A 15444-nucleotide genomic window follows, 5' to 3' on the forward strand; every position below is an offset into this window, starting at 1 on the left:
AGCAGAGCGACATGACCGAGAAACTCGTCATCATCGGCAACGGCATGGCGCCGGGCAGGATGCTCGAGCACCTGCTGGAGGCCGCGCCCGACCGCTACGCCGTCACCATCTTCAACGCCGAGCCGCGCGTGAACTACGACCGCATCATGCTGTCGCCGGTGCTTTCGGGCGAGAAGGCGTTCGAGGAGATCGTCATCCATGGCGACGGCTGGTACATCAAGCACGGCATCACCCTCTACAAGGGTCACCGGATCATCGCCATCGACAGGGAGGCCAAGACCGTCACCTCGGACCACGGCGTCACCGAGAGCTACGACAGCCTCGTTATCGCCACCGGATCGGTTCCCTTCATCATCCCGGTTCCGGGCAAGGAATTGCCCGGCGTGCTCAGCTATCGCGATCTCGACGACGTCAACGCCATGTTGCTTGCCGCGCAATCGCGCGCCAAGGCGGTCGTCATCGGCGGCGGTCTGCTCGGCCTCGAAGCCGCGGCCGGGTTGAAGGAGCGCGGCATGGACGTCACCGTGCTGCACGTCATGCCGACGCTGATGGAGCGCCAGCTCGACCCGGCCGCCGGCTATCTGCTGCAGAAAGCCGTCGAGGCGCGCGGCATCAAGGTCGTGACCAAGGCCAACACCAAGGCCATTCTCGGCAACGGCAAGGTCGAGGGTGTCGAGCTCATGGACGGCACGGTCATTCCGGCGACGCTGGTGGTGATGGCGGTCGGCATCCGGCCGAGCACCGCTTTAGCCAAGGAGGCTGGGCTCGAGGTCAATCGCGGCATCGTCGTCGACGACCGCATGCGGACTTCCGATCCCGCCATCATGGCGCTCGGCGAATGCGCCGAGGTCGGCGGCCATGTCTACGGGCTGGTCGCGCCCCTCTACGAGATGGCGCGGGTGGCGGCAGCCAAACTGACGGACAGTGAGGACAGGCGCTTCGTCCACTCCGACACGCCGACCAAGCTCAAGGTCACCGGCATCGACCTTTATTCGCTGGGCGACTTCGCCGACGGCGACGACCGCGAGGAGATCATCCTGCGCGACGCGTCGGCCGGCATCTACAAGCGCGTCGTGCTGCAGGACAACCGCATCATCGGCACCGTCTTGTTCGGCGAGACGGCCGACGGCGCGTGGTTCAACGACCTTAAGAAGAAGGCGACCGACATCTCGGAGATGCGCGACACGCTGATCTTCGGCCAGGCGTTCCAGGGAGGCGTTTCCTCGGACCCTTTGGCGGCCGTTGCGGCACTGGCGGATGATGCGGAAATCTGCGGCTGCAACGGCGTCTGCAAGGGCAAGATCACCGGCGCGATCACGGCCAAGGGGCTGACCGGCCTCGACGACGTGCGCGCCCACACCAAGGCCTCGGCCTCCTGCGGCTCGTGCACCGGTCTCGTCGAGCAGCTGCTGAAGCTCACGCTGGGTGACGCATACAATCCGGCTGCGGTGCAGCCCATGTGCGGCTGCACGAGCCTTGGCCATGACGACGTGCGGCGCCTGATCAAGGCAAAGGGCCTGAAGACGATCCCCGCCGTCATGCAGGAGCTGGAGTGGAAGACCTCCTGCGGCTGCGCCAAGTGCCGGCCGGCGCTCAACTACTATCTGGTCTGCGACTGGCCGGACCAATATGCCGACGACTACCAGTCGCGCTTCATCAACGAGCGCGTGCACGCCAACATCCAGAAGGACGGCACCTATTCGGTGGTGCCGCGCATGTGGGGCGGCGTCACCAGCGCCGGGGAATTGCGCGCCATCGCCGACGTGGTCGACAAGTTCGATATCCCGATGGTCAAGGTGACGGGCGGCCAGCGCATCGACATGCTTGGCATCCGCAAGGAAGACCTGCCGGCGGTATGGGCCGATCTCGGCAAGGCGGGCTTCGTCTCCGGCCATGCCTATGCCAAGGGCCTGCGCACGGTGAAGACCTGCGTCGGCTCGGACTGGTGCCGCTTCGGCACGCAGGATTCGACCGGGCTCGGCATCCGTATCGAGAAGTTCATGTGGGGCTCCTGGACGCCGGCCAAGGTGAAGATGGCGGTGTCGGGATGCCCGCGCAACTGCGCGGAGGCGACCTGCAAGGATGTCGGCGTGGTGTGCGTCGACTCTGGCTACGAAATTCACTTCGCCGGTGCCGCCGGCCTCGACATCAAGGGCACGGAAGTGCTCGGCCTGGTGAAGACCGAGGACGAAGCGCTGGAGACGATCGTGGCGCTCGTGCAGATGTACCGCGAGCAGGCCCGCTATCTGGAGCGCATCTACAAATGGGCCAAGCGGATCGGCACCGCCGAGATCAAGAAGCAGATCCTGGACGATGCCGAGCGCCGCAGGACGCTCTTCGACCGCTTCGTCTTCAGCCAGAAATTCGCCCAGGTAGACCCGTGGTCGGAGCGCGTCTCCGGCAAGGACAAGCACGAGTTCAGGCCGATGGCGTCGGTCGGGTTTGCGGAGGCGGCGGAGTGACCAATATGAACTGGATCGCCATCGGCTCCATCACCGACATACCGCTGCGCGGGGCGCGTTGCGTTGCGACACCGCAAGGCAAGATCGCCGTCTTCCGCACGGCAGACGACCAGGTCTTTGCCATCGACGACCACTGCCCGCACAAGGGCGGGCCGCTCAGCCAGGGCATCGTCCATGGCGCGGCGGTGACTTGCCCGCTGCACAATTGGGTGATCTCGCTGGAGACAGGCAAGGCGCTTGGCGCCGACGAAGGTTCGGTCCAGACTATTCCGGTCAAGGTCGAGGGCGAACGGTTGTTCATCGCGCTCGAAGCGCTGGCCTCGAAAGCGGCCTGAGGCATGCAAGAAGCACGCGAGGTGAGGACCACCTGCCCCTATTGCGGGGTGGGCTGCGGCGTGCTCGCCGAGGTCGCCGCGGACGGCACGACGACCGTCCGCGGCGACCCCGATCATCCCGCCAATTTCGGCAAGCTCTGCTCGAAGGGTTCGGCTCTCGGCGAGACGCTCGGCCTCGAAGGCCGCTTGCTGCGGCCGGAAATTCTCGGCAAGCCGGCGAGCTGGGACGACGCATTCGACCTCGTGGCCAAAAAATTCTCGCAGGCAGTAGCCGAGCACGGCCCGGACTCTGTCGCTTTCTATGTCTCCGGCCAGTTGCTCACCGAGGACTATTACGCCGCCAACAAGCTGATGAAGGGCTTCATCGGCTCCGGTAATATCGACACCAACTCGCGGCTCTGCATGGCCTCGTCCGTCGCCGGCCACCGCCGCGCTTTCGGCGAGGACATCGTTCCCGGTGTCTATGAGGATTTCGAGCGCGCCGATCTCATCGTGCTCACCGGCTCCAACACCGCATGGTGCCATCCGGTGCTCTACCAGCGCATGCTCGCGGCGCGGAGCGCACGCGGGAGCAGGATCGTCGTCATCGACCCGCGCAACACCGCAACCGTCGACGAGTGCGACCTGCATCTGGCGCTCGATCCGGGCACGGACGTGCTCTTGTTCAACGGGCTGCTCGCGCATCTCGCGCAGGCCGGAAAGACCGATGCCGGTTTCATCCGCGACCATACAACGGGCTTCGATGCGGCAGCTTCGCTCGCCGGCGCCGATGCGCCGTCGATCGCGCGCGTCGCGAAAGGCTGCGGACTGGCGGCAGCCGATGTCCAGGCCTTCTACGATCTCTTTGCCGAGACCGAGCGGACGGTCACCGTGTACAGCCAGGGCGTCAACCAGTCGGCGCATGGGACCGACAAGGTCAACGCCATCATCAACTGTCATCTCGCCACCGGCAGTATCGGCAAGCCCGGCATGGGGCCGTTCTCGGTCACCGGGCAGCCGAACGCCATGGGCGGGCGCGAAGTCGGAGGGCTTGCCAACCAGCTTGCCGCGCATATGGATTTCGGGGATGAGGCCAATATCGACCGGGTTTCCCGCTTCTGGAATGCGCCGAACATCGCCCGGCGCGGCGGCCTGAAGGCGGTGGACATGTTCCAGGCGGTGGCCGACGGCCGCATCAAGGCCCTGTGGGTCATGGGCACCAATCCCGCCGTCTCGATGCCCGACGCTTCGCGTGTGCGCGCTGCATTGTCCAAATGCGATTTCGTCGCGGTCTCGGACGTGACCCGCACCGACACCACGCGCTATGCCGACGTGCTGCTGCCGGCGGCCGCCTGGGGCGAGAAGGACGGCACCGTCACCAATTCGGAACGGCGCCTCTCGCGCCAGCGGCCGTTCCTGCCGCCGCCCGGCGACGCGAAAGCCGACTGGCGCATCATCTGCGAGGTTGCCGCGCGCATGGGTTTTGGCGAGGCCTTCGCCTACCGGACGCCGGCCGCGATCTTCCGCGAGCATGCCTCGCTGTCCGCCTTCGAGAACGACGGCAAGCGCCTGTTCGACCTTGGTCGCGTGGCTGATCTCAGCGACGAAGATTATTCCGTCTTCGCGCCGCGCCATTGGCCCGCACCGGAGCGAGGCGAGCAGCAGATACGATTGTTCGCCGAAGGTGGTTTCCCGACGCCGGACGGCCGCGCGCGTTTCGTGCCGGTGCGGCAGGAGGCGACGGCCTTCACGGTCGATGCCGACTATCCGCTTGCCCTGAACACGGGCCGGCTGCGCGACCAGTGGCACACCATGACACGCACCGGAAACGTGCCGCGTTTGATGGCGAACGCGCCGGAGCCCGCGGTCGACCTTCATCCGGCGGACGCGGCCGCGTATCGTCTCAAGGACGGAGACCTCGCTCATCTTTCAACCCGCTTCGGCTTCGTCCGCGCCAAGGTGCGCGTGGCCGACGCGCAGCGGCGCGGCCAAGCCTTCATGTCCATGCATTGGAGCGGCCAGTTCGCGGCCAGGGCAGCCGCCGGCCTGTTGTCCTCGCCGGTCACCGATCCGCATTCCGGCCAGCCTGAGCTCAAGCATGTCCCCGTCAGGATCGTGCGGGAAAACACCGGATGGGCGGGCGTGCTCATCACGCGGCGCGATCTCAGGCCAATTGGTTTCGTCCATTGGAGCCGGCATGCTGTCGAGGGCGGATGGGTTTACGAGCTCACCGGAACCGAGCCGCCGGACCAGGGTATCCTCCTGGCGCGCAAGCTGCTCGGCGCCCAGCGACGGGATCAGCTCCTGGAATACACCGATCGTCGCGGGCTCGCCTATCGCGCAGCCGCCATCGACGAAGGCGGCGCCATGGCCGAAGCCCTGCTGGTCGCCGCTCCGGACCAGTTGCCCATGCGGGACTGGCTGGTGTCGTTGCTCGCCACGCGCCAGCCGCTCTTGGCTGCAGACCGGCACGCGCTTCTGTCCGGCCGCTCGCCTGTGCCCATGCCTGCCATCGGGCGCGTCGTGTGCGCCTGCTTCCATGTCGGCGCCAACCAGCTTGCTTCGGCGGTCGCCGCCGGTTGTGACAGCCTGGAGGCGATCGGTTCGACGCTGCGCGCGGGCACCAATTGCGGCTCATGCCGTTCGGAGATCAGGGCGATCATCGACTCAAGCCGTGTGCAGGCCGCCGAGTAACGCATGCGTGCCGCCGTCGCCGGCTTCGAAATGTTCTGCTTCGACCCTCGCTCAATGTCTTCCTGCGCTGGTCCCGCGTAAGGCCACAGCGCGGTTTTGGCTCAGCCGCCCGCGATCGCCAAGAGCCAGGCCAGAATGTCGAGCAACAGAAACAGAAGCGCGATCTGCAGAGCCACCCGCAGGCGCTGGACGATTCGCCAGTTGGCGGCCATGTCCGCCTTGATGCGAAGAGCAAGGGCGCGGTGCATCGCCGACATCGATGCCGGCCCGTCGCCATCGACATATTGATGCAGCAATTCTTCCGGATCGAAGCGGAATGAGTATTGGTGATAAGGCCAAAGCATGAAGACGATGAGCCCGCCGATGCTGAACAGCAGGGACACCGCAATCCATTCCCAAAGCCCAAGCCCGTCGGAAAGGGCCGCGCCGCCGAGCAGCGAGTTCGCGAATGCTGTGGCGAAGATCAGGCTCCCGGCGCGGGTGCTCATGTTCTCCACCACGGTCTGCTGATGGGTGAGACCTCTCACCGCCTCCTGATAGATGAACGCAAGACGAGGATCATCGTCGACGGGACTGTTTGCAGCAGCACGCGAACGCTCGGCCATAAGGGGTGCCTCTCCGATGCGACAGGGATGAGCCGCCTTAATCCCTATTTTAGGCATGTCGTTGCCGCAAAACCGCTGCACACTTTTGCGCGACATGCCTTAGCTCAAAATACTACCGATCCTCGATGATCCTCAAATACGCCGCCGTCACGAACAGCACGATGAAGCCGAAGAGGATGCGGCGGCCGCCTTCGGGCATCTGCAGGATGGTGAGCAGCGTCGTCAGTACGGTCAAGATCAGCGCGCCGACGATGGTGCCGGTGTAGCCGCCGCGGCCGCCGAAGATCGAGGTGCCACCGATGACGGCCGCCGCCACGGATGGCAGCACCAGCGGCTCGGCGAGCGACAGCGAGGGCGCCTTGATCAGGCCTATATAGAGCAGGCCGGTGATGCCGGCGAGCAGGCTGGAGAGGACGTAGAGCGCGGTGATTACCTGCCAGTAGCGGACGCCTGACAGGCGCGCGGCGCGCTCATTATCGCCGACGGCGTAAAGCAGGCGGCCGAAGCCGGTGCGGTTCAGCATGAAGACGATCAGCACCGCCACCGGCACGAACAGGAAGAGCGCGTTGGGAAAGCCGTAGGTAAGGCCGGTGCCCAGCCAGTTGAGGAAATCGGGAATCCTGGCACCGGACGCGATCACGGTGCGCTGGTAGACCTGCAGGAAGCCGGTGCCGATCAGGCTGGTGCCGAGCGTCATGATCAGCGGATGCACCCGGAACACGCCGACGCCGATGCCGTTGACGAGGCCGATCAGCACGGCGGGCAGCATGGCCAGCAGGAAAGCCACCGCGGGATCCTGGTTGACGATTTGCGTCGCCATGATGAAGGCGCTCATCGTCGCCACGGTGCCGACCGAAAGGTCGATGCCGCCGGTCAGCATCGTCATGGTCTGGCAGCCGGCGAGGATCGCCAGCGGGATGGCGAATTTCGCCGTGTTGGCGATCCAGCGCTCGTTGACGATGCCCGGACGCAGGACCTGCAGGATCGCCACGAGGACGATCAAAAGGATGATCAGCGGAATGAGCGGCCGGTCCGCCATGAAGCGCTTCAAGCGGCGCCCGAACGAGACCGGCTGGGGCATGGTCGCGATGTCGGTCATGGCGTTGCTCCCACCGGACGGCCGCGGATGGTGATGAAGGCGCCAAACATCACGACCGCGACCATGATCGCGCCTTCGATGATGGCGGTAACGTTCGGATCGATGGCCAGAAGCGTCAGGTCGGTGCGCACCAGCCGCAGCACGAAGACGGCGATGATCGGCCCGAGCAGGCCGCCCTTGCCGCCGCCGAGCGCGACGCCGCCCAGCACCACCGCGGCGACGCTGGCGAGCAGATAAGGCCCGGGAATGGGCGCGCCGATGCCGGTGCTGATGGTGAGAGACAATCCGCCCATCGCGGCGAACAGGCCGGAGAGCGCATAGGCGACGATCCTGGTGCGCGCCACCGGCACGCCGCTGCGAAAGGCGGCGAGCTCGTCGCTGCCGATGGCATAGATGGAGAGGCCAAGCCGCGAGCGCCTGAGCGGAATCCACACGATGCAGAGGCAGACGACGAGCAGCACCAGGGCCTTCGGAACCCAGGCGTCGGCCCAGTCCGGCAGGCCGGGGATGGGCGCGGTGCCGATGACGCTTGCCTTCAGCCACTCGGCGGCGGCGCCGCCGGGAGCACCAAGCACCAGCAGCGCCGCGCCCTGGAGCACGAACAACATGGCCAAGGTGACGACGATGTCGGGCACGCGCGTGACGACGATGAGAACGCCGTTCAGCGCGCCGAGCACCAGCCCCATGGCCAGCACGAAGGGCACGATGAACAATGCATTTTCCTCGCTGGCGCCGTTCATCATCGAGGCGGCGGTCACGCTGGTCAGCGCCATCATGGCGGCGACCGACAGATCGATGCCGCCGGCGATGACGACGACGGTCTGGGCCGCGACGGCAAAGGCGTAAGGCAGAACCGCCCGCGCCAGCGAACCGAAGTCGCCGCTGCCATAGCCCGGCTGGATCAGCTTGGTGACGACGAAGACAAAGATCAGCAGGGCGAACAGGCCTGCCACCCAGCCCTGGTTGCGCAAGAAGCGGCTCATGACGCGGCCTCGGCGCTGGAACCGGGTTTCACCTCGGCAAGGATGCCGACATCCGCCCTGGCGCCGCGCGGCAGGCCGTAGGCGGCCCGCATCAATGCTGCTTCGTCGGCTTCTTCGACCGGGAAAGTGTCGACGACGCGGCCGCCGAAGATGACGATGACGCGGTCGCAGACACGCTGCACCTCTTCCATCTCGGATGTGTAGAACAGCACCGATTTACCCTGGCCGGCGAGCTCGCGCAGTAGCTTGTAGATTTCCTGCTTGGTGCCGACATCGATGCCGCGGGTCGCGTCGAAGCAAAGAATGGTGCGGGCGTTAGCGGCGATCCAGCGGGCGATGGTCACCTTCTGCTGGTTGCCTCCGGACAGGCGCTGCACTTCGCCCTGGGCGCGGGTGTCGATCTGCAACCTGCCTATGGCGCTGGAAACCACCACCTGCTCGCGGCGCATGCGGATCGGGCCCCATTTGCGCGGCGCCGCGCTGAAGGGCAGCGCGATGTTCTCACGCACCGAACGCTGCATGGCCAAGGCCTCGGCGCGGTCGCCCGGCACATAGGCGATGCCGGCCTGGATGGCGTCGCTCGGATGCGAGAATTTGACCGGCGCGCCGTCGACGTCGATGCTGCCGCCGGTCGGACGGATCGAGCCGGCAAGCGCGGCGAAGAGCTCGTCCTGGCCCTGGCCCTCGAGCGCAAAGACGCCGGCGACCTCGCCATTGGCGAGATCGAAGGAGACGTCGTTGAGCTTGGTGCCGAGTTGCAGGTTGTGGACCGACAATCGCGGACGACCGCCGCCGGCGACTGCCATCTCATTGGCCACGCGCGCGGCGACGCGCGTTTTCTCGATGCGGGTGCCGAGCATCATCTCGACTATTCTTTCCTCGATGCCGGGCTCGATGTCGACGACACCGACGGTTGCGCCGTCGCGCAGCACGGTGGCGCGGTCGCAAAGCGCGGAGATCTCGACGAAACGGTGCGAGATGAAGATGACGGAGCGGCCGGCGTCGCCCTGGCGGCGCACGACCGCAAGCACCTTCTCGGCGAGATTCGCCGGTAATGCGGCAGTCATCTCGTCGAGAAGAAGCACGTCGGGCTCGACGGCGAGCGCGCGCGCCAGGTCGAGCACGCGCAGGATGGCCAAGGGGATATGACGCGCCGTCTCGCGGATGTCGAGGTCGGGAATGCCGAGCTCGCGCACCCAGGCGCGGAACGGCTCGACCGGCGTGCCGGTGAGCCGCAGATTGGACAGGACATCGAGATCGGGGATCAGCGAAGGTTCCTGGTAGACCGGCAGCAGGCCGGCGCGGCGGGCGGCGGCGGGCGAGCGGACATCGAGCTGCTGGCCGCGGATCAGGATGCGCCCGGCGTCGGCCTTGATCGCCCCGGTCAGGATATTCACCAGTGTCGACTTGCCGGCGCCATTGGCGCCCATCAGCGCGTGCACCTCGCCCGGCAACACGGACAGCGAGGCGTTGCGCAGCGCGGCAACCGCACCATAGTTCTTCGCTACGCCGGTGGCGTCGAGGAGGGGGTTGATGGTCAAAGCTTTCTCGGTCTAACGGCTCAAATTGTGCGTGCCAAATCAAATGGCAAGGACGCCGGACCTTGGTCCAGCGTCCTCGCGCTTGCGTTCGGATCAGGCGCTTACTCGCCCGGGCCCTTGCAGGCGATGATCTGATCCTTGGTGTAGGTCGTCCAATCCGGGATCGAGATCGAGACCGGCCATTCGGGGCTGAGCGAGGGGTCGACGACGCTCTTCAGCTTGGCCTTGCCTTCGTCAGTGGCGTTTTCCCAGAGCTGCGGCTCGACCAGGACGGTCTGCTGCGCCGGCTTCTTGCCGTCGAGGATCTGGAGCGCCAGCGTCACGCCGGCGCCGCCGATCGAACCGGGATTGGTGACGGCCGCGCCCACCAGGCCCTTGACCGAGCTCAACTGACCGACGAAGCCGGCATTGTCGGCGCCGACCACCGGCACCATCGGTGCCTGCTGCTCGACCAGCGCGTCGACGATGACGTTGTCGATGCCCGAGGTCCAGATGCCGTCGATCGGGGTGCCGGTGGCGAGAAAGGAGAGGATCTGCTGCTTGGCCTGATCCTGCTGCCAGCCGGTGAAGACCTCCTGCGCGACCATCACGTCGGGGAATTCGGCGAGCGCCTTCTTGAAGCCTTTGTCGCGATCCGAGTCGGCCGAAGCGCCGGCGGCGCCGCGCATGTAGAGCACCTCGCCCTTGCCGCCCATCTGCTGGAACAGCCACTTGGCGCCGAGATAGGCATATTGTTCCTGGTTGTTGGAGATGATGTAGGCGGACGGCTCTGTCACCGCCTGGTCGACGGCGACGACGACGATGCCGGCCTTGGTGGCTTCCTCGAGGCCGGCCTTGATGCCTGCCGGATCGGCCGGGTTGACGACGATGGCGTCGACCTTGGCGCTAATCAGGTTACGGATGTCCTCGAGCTGGCCGGCGGCGTCGGTGTTGCGGTGGGCGATGTTGAGCTTCGCCACCTCGCCGGATGCGAGCGCCTGCGCCTTCATCGCGCAGATCATTTCCTCGCGCCAGCCATTGCCCTGCACGGTGTTGGAAATGCCGATCGTGTACTTGCCGGCTGCGGCCGAGGCGCCCACCGAGGCAAGCAGCGCGGCGCCGGCAAGGAGCGAGGCCACGGTCAGATGTCTTTTCATTTCAGTACTCCTCCACATTGATCTTTTCAGTTCAGTTCCAGGCTCTATTCAGTCGGAGCCAAGCTTTTTCGTCATTTGATGAAAGGACGCAGCACGTCGCGGGCCAGCAGGAAGCCGCGCTTGACCTTTTCATCCGTTCCCTCGAAGCGCCGGTCCTCATGCTCGATGATGACCGGCCCGTCATAGCCGGCCCGGTAGAGGCCCGAAAAAATCCTGCTCCAGTCGATGTCCCCAAGCCCCGGCATGCGCGGCACCTGCCAGCCTATGCCAGCCGAAAGGATTCCGCGCTCGTACAAACCATCATGATCAATCATCAGGTCCTTGGCATGCACATGCAGCATGCTCTTGCCGAACTCGCGGATGAAGCGCTCCTTGTCGATCATCTGCCAGACGAGATGCGAAGGATCGAAGTTCATGCCGACATCGCCGCCCCAGGCTTCGAGGATGCGGCGCCAGACATAGGGCGAGTAGGCGATGTTGTGCCCGCCCGGCCATTCGTCATAGCTGAAGATCATCGGGCAGTTCTCGAAAGCGAGCTTGACGCCATGCTCGCGGGCATGGGCGATGATCGCCGGCCAGACTTTTTGCGCATCCTCCCAGTTGGCATCGATGGTCTTCGAAGCGTCACCGCCGCAGAAAGTGTTGACGAGCGGCACGCTCATGCGGCTGGCAAGCACGATCACCTTCTTCAGATGGTCGATCACCGCTTCGCGATGCGCCCGGTCGGGATGGAGCGGATTGGGATAAAAGCCGAGACCCGAGACGGCCATGCCCTTGCCGGCAAGCTCGTCGGCGATGTTCTTGGCTTCAGCGGCCGAGACGTCCACGGCGATGTGGCTGGTGCCGGCATAGCGCCGGCTGGCGCCGGAAGTCTTTGGCCAGCAGGCGATTTCCAGCGCCTCGAAGCCGGCCGAGCGCGCCCACTCGGCGACTTCGCCGAGCGGCGTGTCGGGGAATGGTGCTGTCAGCAGTCCAAGCTTCATGTTCCCTCCCGGTTGCTAACTATGCAGATCGCGCCGGCTGCTTCAACCGCGCATCGGTTGGCCCAGCGCAGACTTGTCCGACAAAGCCCATCGGATCGTCCGTAAGCAAACCATTGAGCCCGGCGACGACATGGGCACGGAATTTGGCGTTGGCGGCCAAGGCCGGGTCGAAGATAGCGTCGATGGCGAGGATCGAATCGACGAGCGCTTTGCTATCCGCACCGATGCGGTCGGCGATGGCGGCGATCTTGTCGGCAAACGGATCGGACACCTGCCAGGCGCGGCCGAAGCGGGCCGAAGCCCTGATCAGATAAGCCATCCAGCCGGCGACCGGCACCGAGAGGAGCGCAATGCCCTCGCCCTTCGCCAGGCGGTCGCGGATCGGGTTGAGCAGGCGCTGTACGATCTTCTGCGAGCCGTCGGTGGCGATCTGGTGATTGCGATGTCGGATCGCGGTGTTGGCGAGGCGCGACAGGCTCTGCTCGACATAGGCGGCCGGCGCTATGCCGGGCACGGGCCTCAGCGTCGGCAGCGTTTCCTCCGTCAGCATGCGTCGAACGAAACTGGCCAGAAGCGGATCGGCGATGGCGTCCGAAGTGTGTTCCAACCCGCCCAATACCCCGAGATAGCTGAGCGTCGTCTGGGCACCGTTCAGCACACGCATCTTGAGGTGCTCGAATGGCGTGACGTCGTCGATGAAGGTCGCGCCGACAAGATCCCAGCGCGGGACGCGGCCGGCGAAGCGGTTCTCGATCACCCATTGGCGGAAGCGCTCGCCGACGACGACGGCGCCGTCGCTGTAGCCGAAGCGCCGCTCGACGGTGTCGATATCGGCCTCGGTCGTCGCCGGCGCGATGCGGTCGACCATGGCCGACGGGAAGGCGATATTGGCTTCGATCCAGTCCGCCAGCTTCCTGCCGCGCCGTTCGGCGAACGTGCGCACGACATTGCCAAGGATGATGCCGTTGGTCGGGATGTTGTCGCAGGACAACAGCGTCACCGGCCTGCCATGCGTGGCCATGCGCAGTTCCAGCGCGCGCGCCAGGATGCCGGGCGTGCTGCGCGGCGCCTCGGGATTGGCGAGGTCGTGCACGATATCGGGATGGTCGAGGTCGAGCGCGCCGCTCGACGGGATGTGGCAATAGCCTTTCTCGGTCACCGTCATGGTGACCGTCTCGATGTCGGGCGAGGCGAGCACATCCAGCGCCAGCGCCGCGCTGTCCTGGCTGTCGACGACGCGCATGATGCTGCCGATGACGCGCGCCTCGATCTCGTCGTTCTGGCGGATCAGCCGCGTGTAGAGGCCATCCTGGCGCCCCAACGTGTCGGCCAGCAAGGGAGGGCGGATGTTGATGCCGACCAGTCCCCAGCGGTCGAAATCCCTCGCCAGAAGATCGTCGGTGTATTCGGCCTGATGGCAGCGGTGAAAGGCGCCGACGCCGATATGGGCGATGCCTGGCTTCAGCGCAGCGCGATCGTAAGCCGGCTTGCGAACCTCCGATGGCAAGTGGCCGAGCAGGGCAGGGCTGAGCATCTCGGCGCTCACCGGTTGGCTCCGATCACCCATTGCTCCTGGTCGATCAGCGCGCCGGTCATCGGGCCGGCCGCGTCGGAAAGCAGGAAGACGGCAAGATTGGCTATGTCGGTTACGGAGAACAGCCGGCCAAAGGGTTGCGTCGCATTGGCCGCGTCGAGCCAGCCCGGACCGTGGCCGAGCGTCTCGGCCTGCATGATCCGTTCGGCCGGCGTGTCGGTCCATCCGACATTGATGCCGTTGACGCGGATGCGGTCGAAGCGGTGCGCGTTGGCGGCGTTCTTGGTCAGCGTCGCCAGCGCGCCCTTGGTGGCGGAATAGACGGCAAGCTCCGGCGAGCCGCAATGCGCGTTGATCGACAGAATGTTGACGATCGAGCCGCCCTGCCCGCGTTTCTTCATATCGGCAATTGCCGCCTGCATCAGGAAGAAGGGCGCGCGGGCGTTGACGGCAAACAGTGCCGCCCAGTCGTCGAGCGTGGCGTCGAGGAAAGAAGCGCGGTCGGTCAGGCCGGCGGCGTTGACCAGCCCGTCGATGCGGCCGAAGTGGTCGATGCAGGCTTGCGCCAGTCGCGCCGGGGCCTCGGGGTCGCCGAGATCGGCAGCAGCGAAGGCGGCGGGAGTGCCCATGGCCGCGAGTTCGGCGGTGACCGCGTCGCCGCGCTTCTGGTCCCGCCCGGTGATCAGCAGTCCGGCGGCGCCGGAGCGCGCGAGCGTCTCGGCGATGGCCCGGCCGATGCCTTGCGTCGCGCCGGTGACCAGCACCACCTTGCCGTCGAGACGAACCTCCATTCCTCCTCCCGGAACAAAGTTTCCATTTTTTCAAATATGGAACGATGGTTCTCTTTAGTCAATCGTGCTAAAGCGGTTCACCGTTTTCATGGAACCGGTGAACCGCTCTATCTCCTTGTCTTTCGCAATTCCGGATGAAAGGTTACGGCGAAGACGCCGAACTTAACCGCTCACCCTTCTCCTGGAATTGCTCTTGTCAGCCTGTCCGGCGCGCAACGACGCCGTGGACCAACGCCATGCCGACCGCAAGCGAGGCGGCAAGCGAGCGGAAACCGCCAAAGTCCTGCTCGACCACTTCCAGCCAGGTGTCGGAGAGTTTTGCCAACGGCGAAAAGGTGCTGTCGGTGATGGTGAGAATGCGCGCCTTGCGCTCATGCGCCACGGCGACGAGATCGGGCGTAATCGAGTTGTAGGGGCTAAAGGAGACGGCCAGCACCGCATCGCGCGGCGCGATGCAGCCGACCTGGTCGAGCGCGGTCGAGCCGACATTGTCGACCAGCACGTTACGCACGCCCTGCTGCGAGAGCGTCAGCGACAGATAGGTGGTGACGGGGAAGGCGCGCTTGCTGCCGATGACATAGATCAGCTCGGCCGCCGCCAGGTGATCGACCATCGTCTCGAAAGCGGCGATATCGAAATCATTGCCGATGCGGCCAAGCGAGGTCTGGCAGGCACCGATCATGCCATTGAGGAAATGCAGGTTGGCGTTCGGCTCCGCGGCCTTGTCCTGGCCGCCTTGCGTGTCCGGCCAGGAGCCCTTCATGCGGTCCTTGAACAGGAGCTGGAAATCGGAAAAGCCGGAATAGCCGAAGATCTGCGCGAAGCGCACCAGGGTCGAAGGCTGCACGCCGGCCTGATCCGCCACTTGCGCGATCGTGCCAAGCGCCACTTCGCTCGGATGCTGCCAGAGGAAGATCGCCACCTGGCGAAGCCGCTTCGGGAAATGCACGGTTCCCGACGCAAGCACGGCCCGCAATTCCTCGTAGGTTTGCGGTTTCGTGTAGCCAAGTGCTGCCAGCGAACGGCCTTGTTTGCGGGGAGCGCTGTCACCGGCTTCGCCGGGTGAGGTTCGCCGCCCGCTCATGGCATGGGCCGGGTTTGAAGTACTGCGCAAGAAGGTAAAGACCGCCAATTTTCGAAGTTGGCGCCGCCCCTCATCCGCCTACCGGCACCTTCTCCCCGTATAGTGACGGGGAGAAGGGAAGCGGCCGCAGCCTTGGCGCCCTTTCCGCAACGCTGGCGATTGGCGAAACCGGTGATGAGAGCGCCCCTCTCCCCGTCACTATACGGGGAGAGGATGCC

At 65.5% G+C, this 15444-nt stretch carries 12 protein-coding genes; 3 read left to right on the top strand and 9 right to left on the bottom strand.

What is annotated here, in order from left to right; all coding sequences use genetic code 11:
* The first annotated feature begins 11 nt into the window (after positions 1 to 11).
* From nirB to FJ419_RS05915, 3 genes are read left to right on the top strand one after another with little or no spacing between them, the layout of a single operon-like run.
* A complete protein-coding gene (nirB, locus tag FJ419_RS05905; RefSeq protein ID WP_140688403.1) occupies positions 12 to 2462 on the top strand; it encodes a nitrite reductase large subunit NirB in 2451 nt (816 codons plus the stop codon).
* Positions 2463 to 2467: 5 nt separating this feature from the next.
* Positions 2468 to 2797, top strand: a complete 330-nt coding sequence (nirD, locus tag FJ419_RS05910) for a nitrite reductase small subunit NirD (protein ID WP_140689309.1) — start codon at positions 2468 to 2470, stop codon at positions 2795 to 2797.
* Positions 2798 to 2800: 3 nt separating this feature from the next.
* The gene (locus FJ419_RS05915) at positions 2801 to 5470 is read left to right on the top strand and encodes a nitrate reductase (protein ID WP_140688408.1); all 2670 of its coding nucleotides are present in this window, start codon (positions 2801 to 2803) and stop codon (positions 5468 to 5470) included.
* A gap of 101 nt (positions 5471 to 5571) precedes the next feature.
* On the opposite strand, the gene FJ419_RS05920 is transcribed toward FJ419_RS05915, so the two are convergent.
* The 9 genes from FJ419_RS05920 to FJ419_RS05960 all read right to left on the bottom strand — a co-directional run bounded on the left by FJ419_RS05920 (position 5572) and on the right by FJ419_RS05960 (position 15226).
* Positions 5572 to 6075, bottom strand: a complete 504-nt coding sequence (locus FJ419_RS05920) for a hypothetical protein (protein WP_181170627.1) — start codon at positions 6073 to 6075, stop codon at positions 5572 to 5574.
* A gap of 112 nt (positions 6076 to 6187) precedes the next feature.
* The gene (locus FJ419_RS05925) at positions 6188 to 7174 is read right to left on the bottom strand and encodes an ABC transporter permease (RefSeq protein WP_140688410.1); all 987 of its coding nucleotides are present in this window, start codon (positions 7172 to 7174) and stop codon (positions 6188 to 6190) included.
* Complete coding sequence (locus FJ419_RS05930; protein WP_140688413.1) at positions 7171 to 8157, bottom strand: ABC transporter permease; 987 nt, start codon at positions 8155 to 8157, stop codon at positions 7171 to 7173. Before FJ419_RS05930 ends, FJ419_RS05925 begins: the two co-directional genes overlap by 4 nt.
* The gene (locus FJ419_RS05935) at positions 8154 to 9698 is read right to left on the bottom strand and encodes a sugar ABC transporter ATP-binding protein (RefSeq protein WP_140688415.1); all 1545 of its coding nucleotides are present in this window, start codon (positions 9696 to 9698) and stop codon (positions 8154 to 8156) included. The genes FJ419_RS05930 and FJ419_RS05935 overlap by 4 nt, the downstream gene beginning before the upstream one ends.
* Before the next feature lie 101 nt (positions 9699 to 9799).
* Positions 9800 to 10834, bottom strand: coding sequence for an ABC transporter substrate-binding protein (locus FJ419_RS05940; protein ID WP_140688420.1), 1035 nt, complete (start codon positions 10832 to 10834; stop codon positions 9800 to 9802).
* 71 nt (positions 10835 to 10905) lie between these two features.
* Positions 10906 to 11817 carry a sugar phosphate isomerase/epimerase gene (locus FJ419_RS05945; protein ID WP_140688426.1) on the bottom strand — a complete coding sequence of 304 codons (912 nt, stop codon included), beginning with the start codon at positions 11815 to 11817 and terminating at the stop codon, positions 10906 to 10908.
* A 19-nt stretch (positions 11818 to 11836) separates the two neighbouring features.
* A complete protein-coding gene (locus tag FJ419_RS05950) occupies positions 11837 to 13351 on the bottom strand; it encodes a mannitol dehydrogenase family protein (RefSeq protein ID WP_246679147.1) in 1515 nt (504 codons plus the stop codon).
* An 8-nt stretch (positions 13352 to 13359) separates the two neighbouring features.
* Positions 13360 to 14142 carry an SDR family oxidoreductase gene (locus FJ419_RS05955; protein ID WP_140688430.1) on the bottom strand — a complete coding sequence of 261 codons (783 nt, stop codon included), beginning with the start codon at positions 14140 to 14142 and terminating at the stop codon, positions 13360 to 13362.
* 196 nt (positions 14143 to 14338) lie between these two features.
* Positions 14339 to 15226, bottom strand: a complete 888-nt coding sequence (locus FJ419_RS05960) for a MurR/RpiR family transcriptional regulator (protein ID WP_140688432.1) — start codon at positions 15224 to 15226, stop codon at positions 14339 to 14341.
* Positions 15227 to 15444: the final 218 nt, after the last annotated feature.

This window comes from Mesorhizobium sp. B2-6-2, from assembly GCF_006440615.1.
GTDB lineage: Bacteria > Pseudomonadota > Alphaproteobacteria > Rhizobiales > Rhizobiaceae > Mesorhizobium.

Excerpts from the sequence above, each read along its gene's own strand:
- FJ419_RS05930 (WP_140688413.1), bottom strand. The coding sequence starts at position 8,157 with ATGAGCCGCTTCTTGCGCAACCAGGGCTGGGTGGCAGGCCTGTTCGCC.
- FJ419_RS05940 (WP_140688420.1), bottom strand. The coding sequence starts at position 10,834 with ATGAAAAGACATCTGACCGTGGCCTCGCTCCTTGCCGGCGCCGCGCTG.
- FJ419_RS05945 (WP_140688426.1), bottom strand. The coding sequence starts at position 11,817 with ATGAAGCTTGGACTGCTGACAGCACCATTCCCCGACACGCCGCTCGGC.
- FJ419_RS05920 (WP_181170627.1), bottom strand. The coding sequence starts at position 6,075 with ATGGCCGAGCGTTCGCGTGCTGCTGCAAACAGTCCCGTCGACGATGAT.
- FJ419_RS05955 (WP_140688430.1), bottom strand. The coding sequence starts at position 14,142 with ATGGAGGTTCGTCTCGACGGCAAGGTGGTGCTGGTCACCGGCGCGACG.
- FJ419_RS05950 (WP_246679147.1), bottom strand. The coding sequence starts at position 13,351 with ATGCTCAGCCCTGCCCTGCTCGGCCACTTGCCATCGGAGGTTCGCAAG.
- FJ419_RS05925 (WP_140688410.1), bottom strand. The coding sequence starts at position 7,174 with ATGACCGACATCGCGACCATGCCCCAGCCGGTCTCGTTCGGGCGCCGC.
- FJ419_RS05915 (WP_140688408.1), top strand. The coding sequence starts at position 2,801 with ATGCAAGAAGCACGCGAGGTGAGGACCACCTGCCCCTATTGCGGGGTG.
- nirB (WP_140688403.1), top strand. The coding sequence starts at position 12 with ATGACCGAGAAACTCGTCATCATCGGCAACGGCATGGCGCCGGGCAGG.
- FJ419_RS05960 (WP_140688432.1), bottom strand. The coding sequence starts at position 15,226 with ATGAGCGGGCGGCGAACCTCACCCGGCGAAGCCGGTGACAGCGCTCCC.
- nirD (WP_140689309.1), top strand. The coding sequence starts at position 2,468 with ATGAACTGGATCGCCATCGGCTCCATCACCGACATACCGCTGCGCGGG.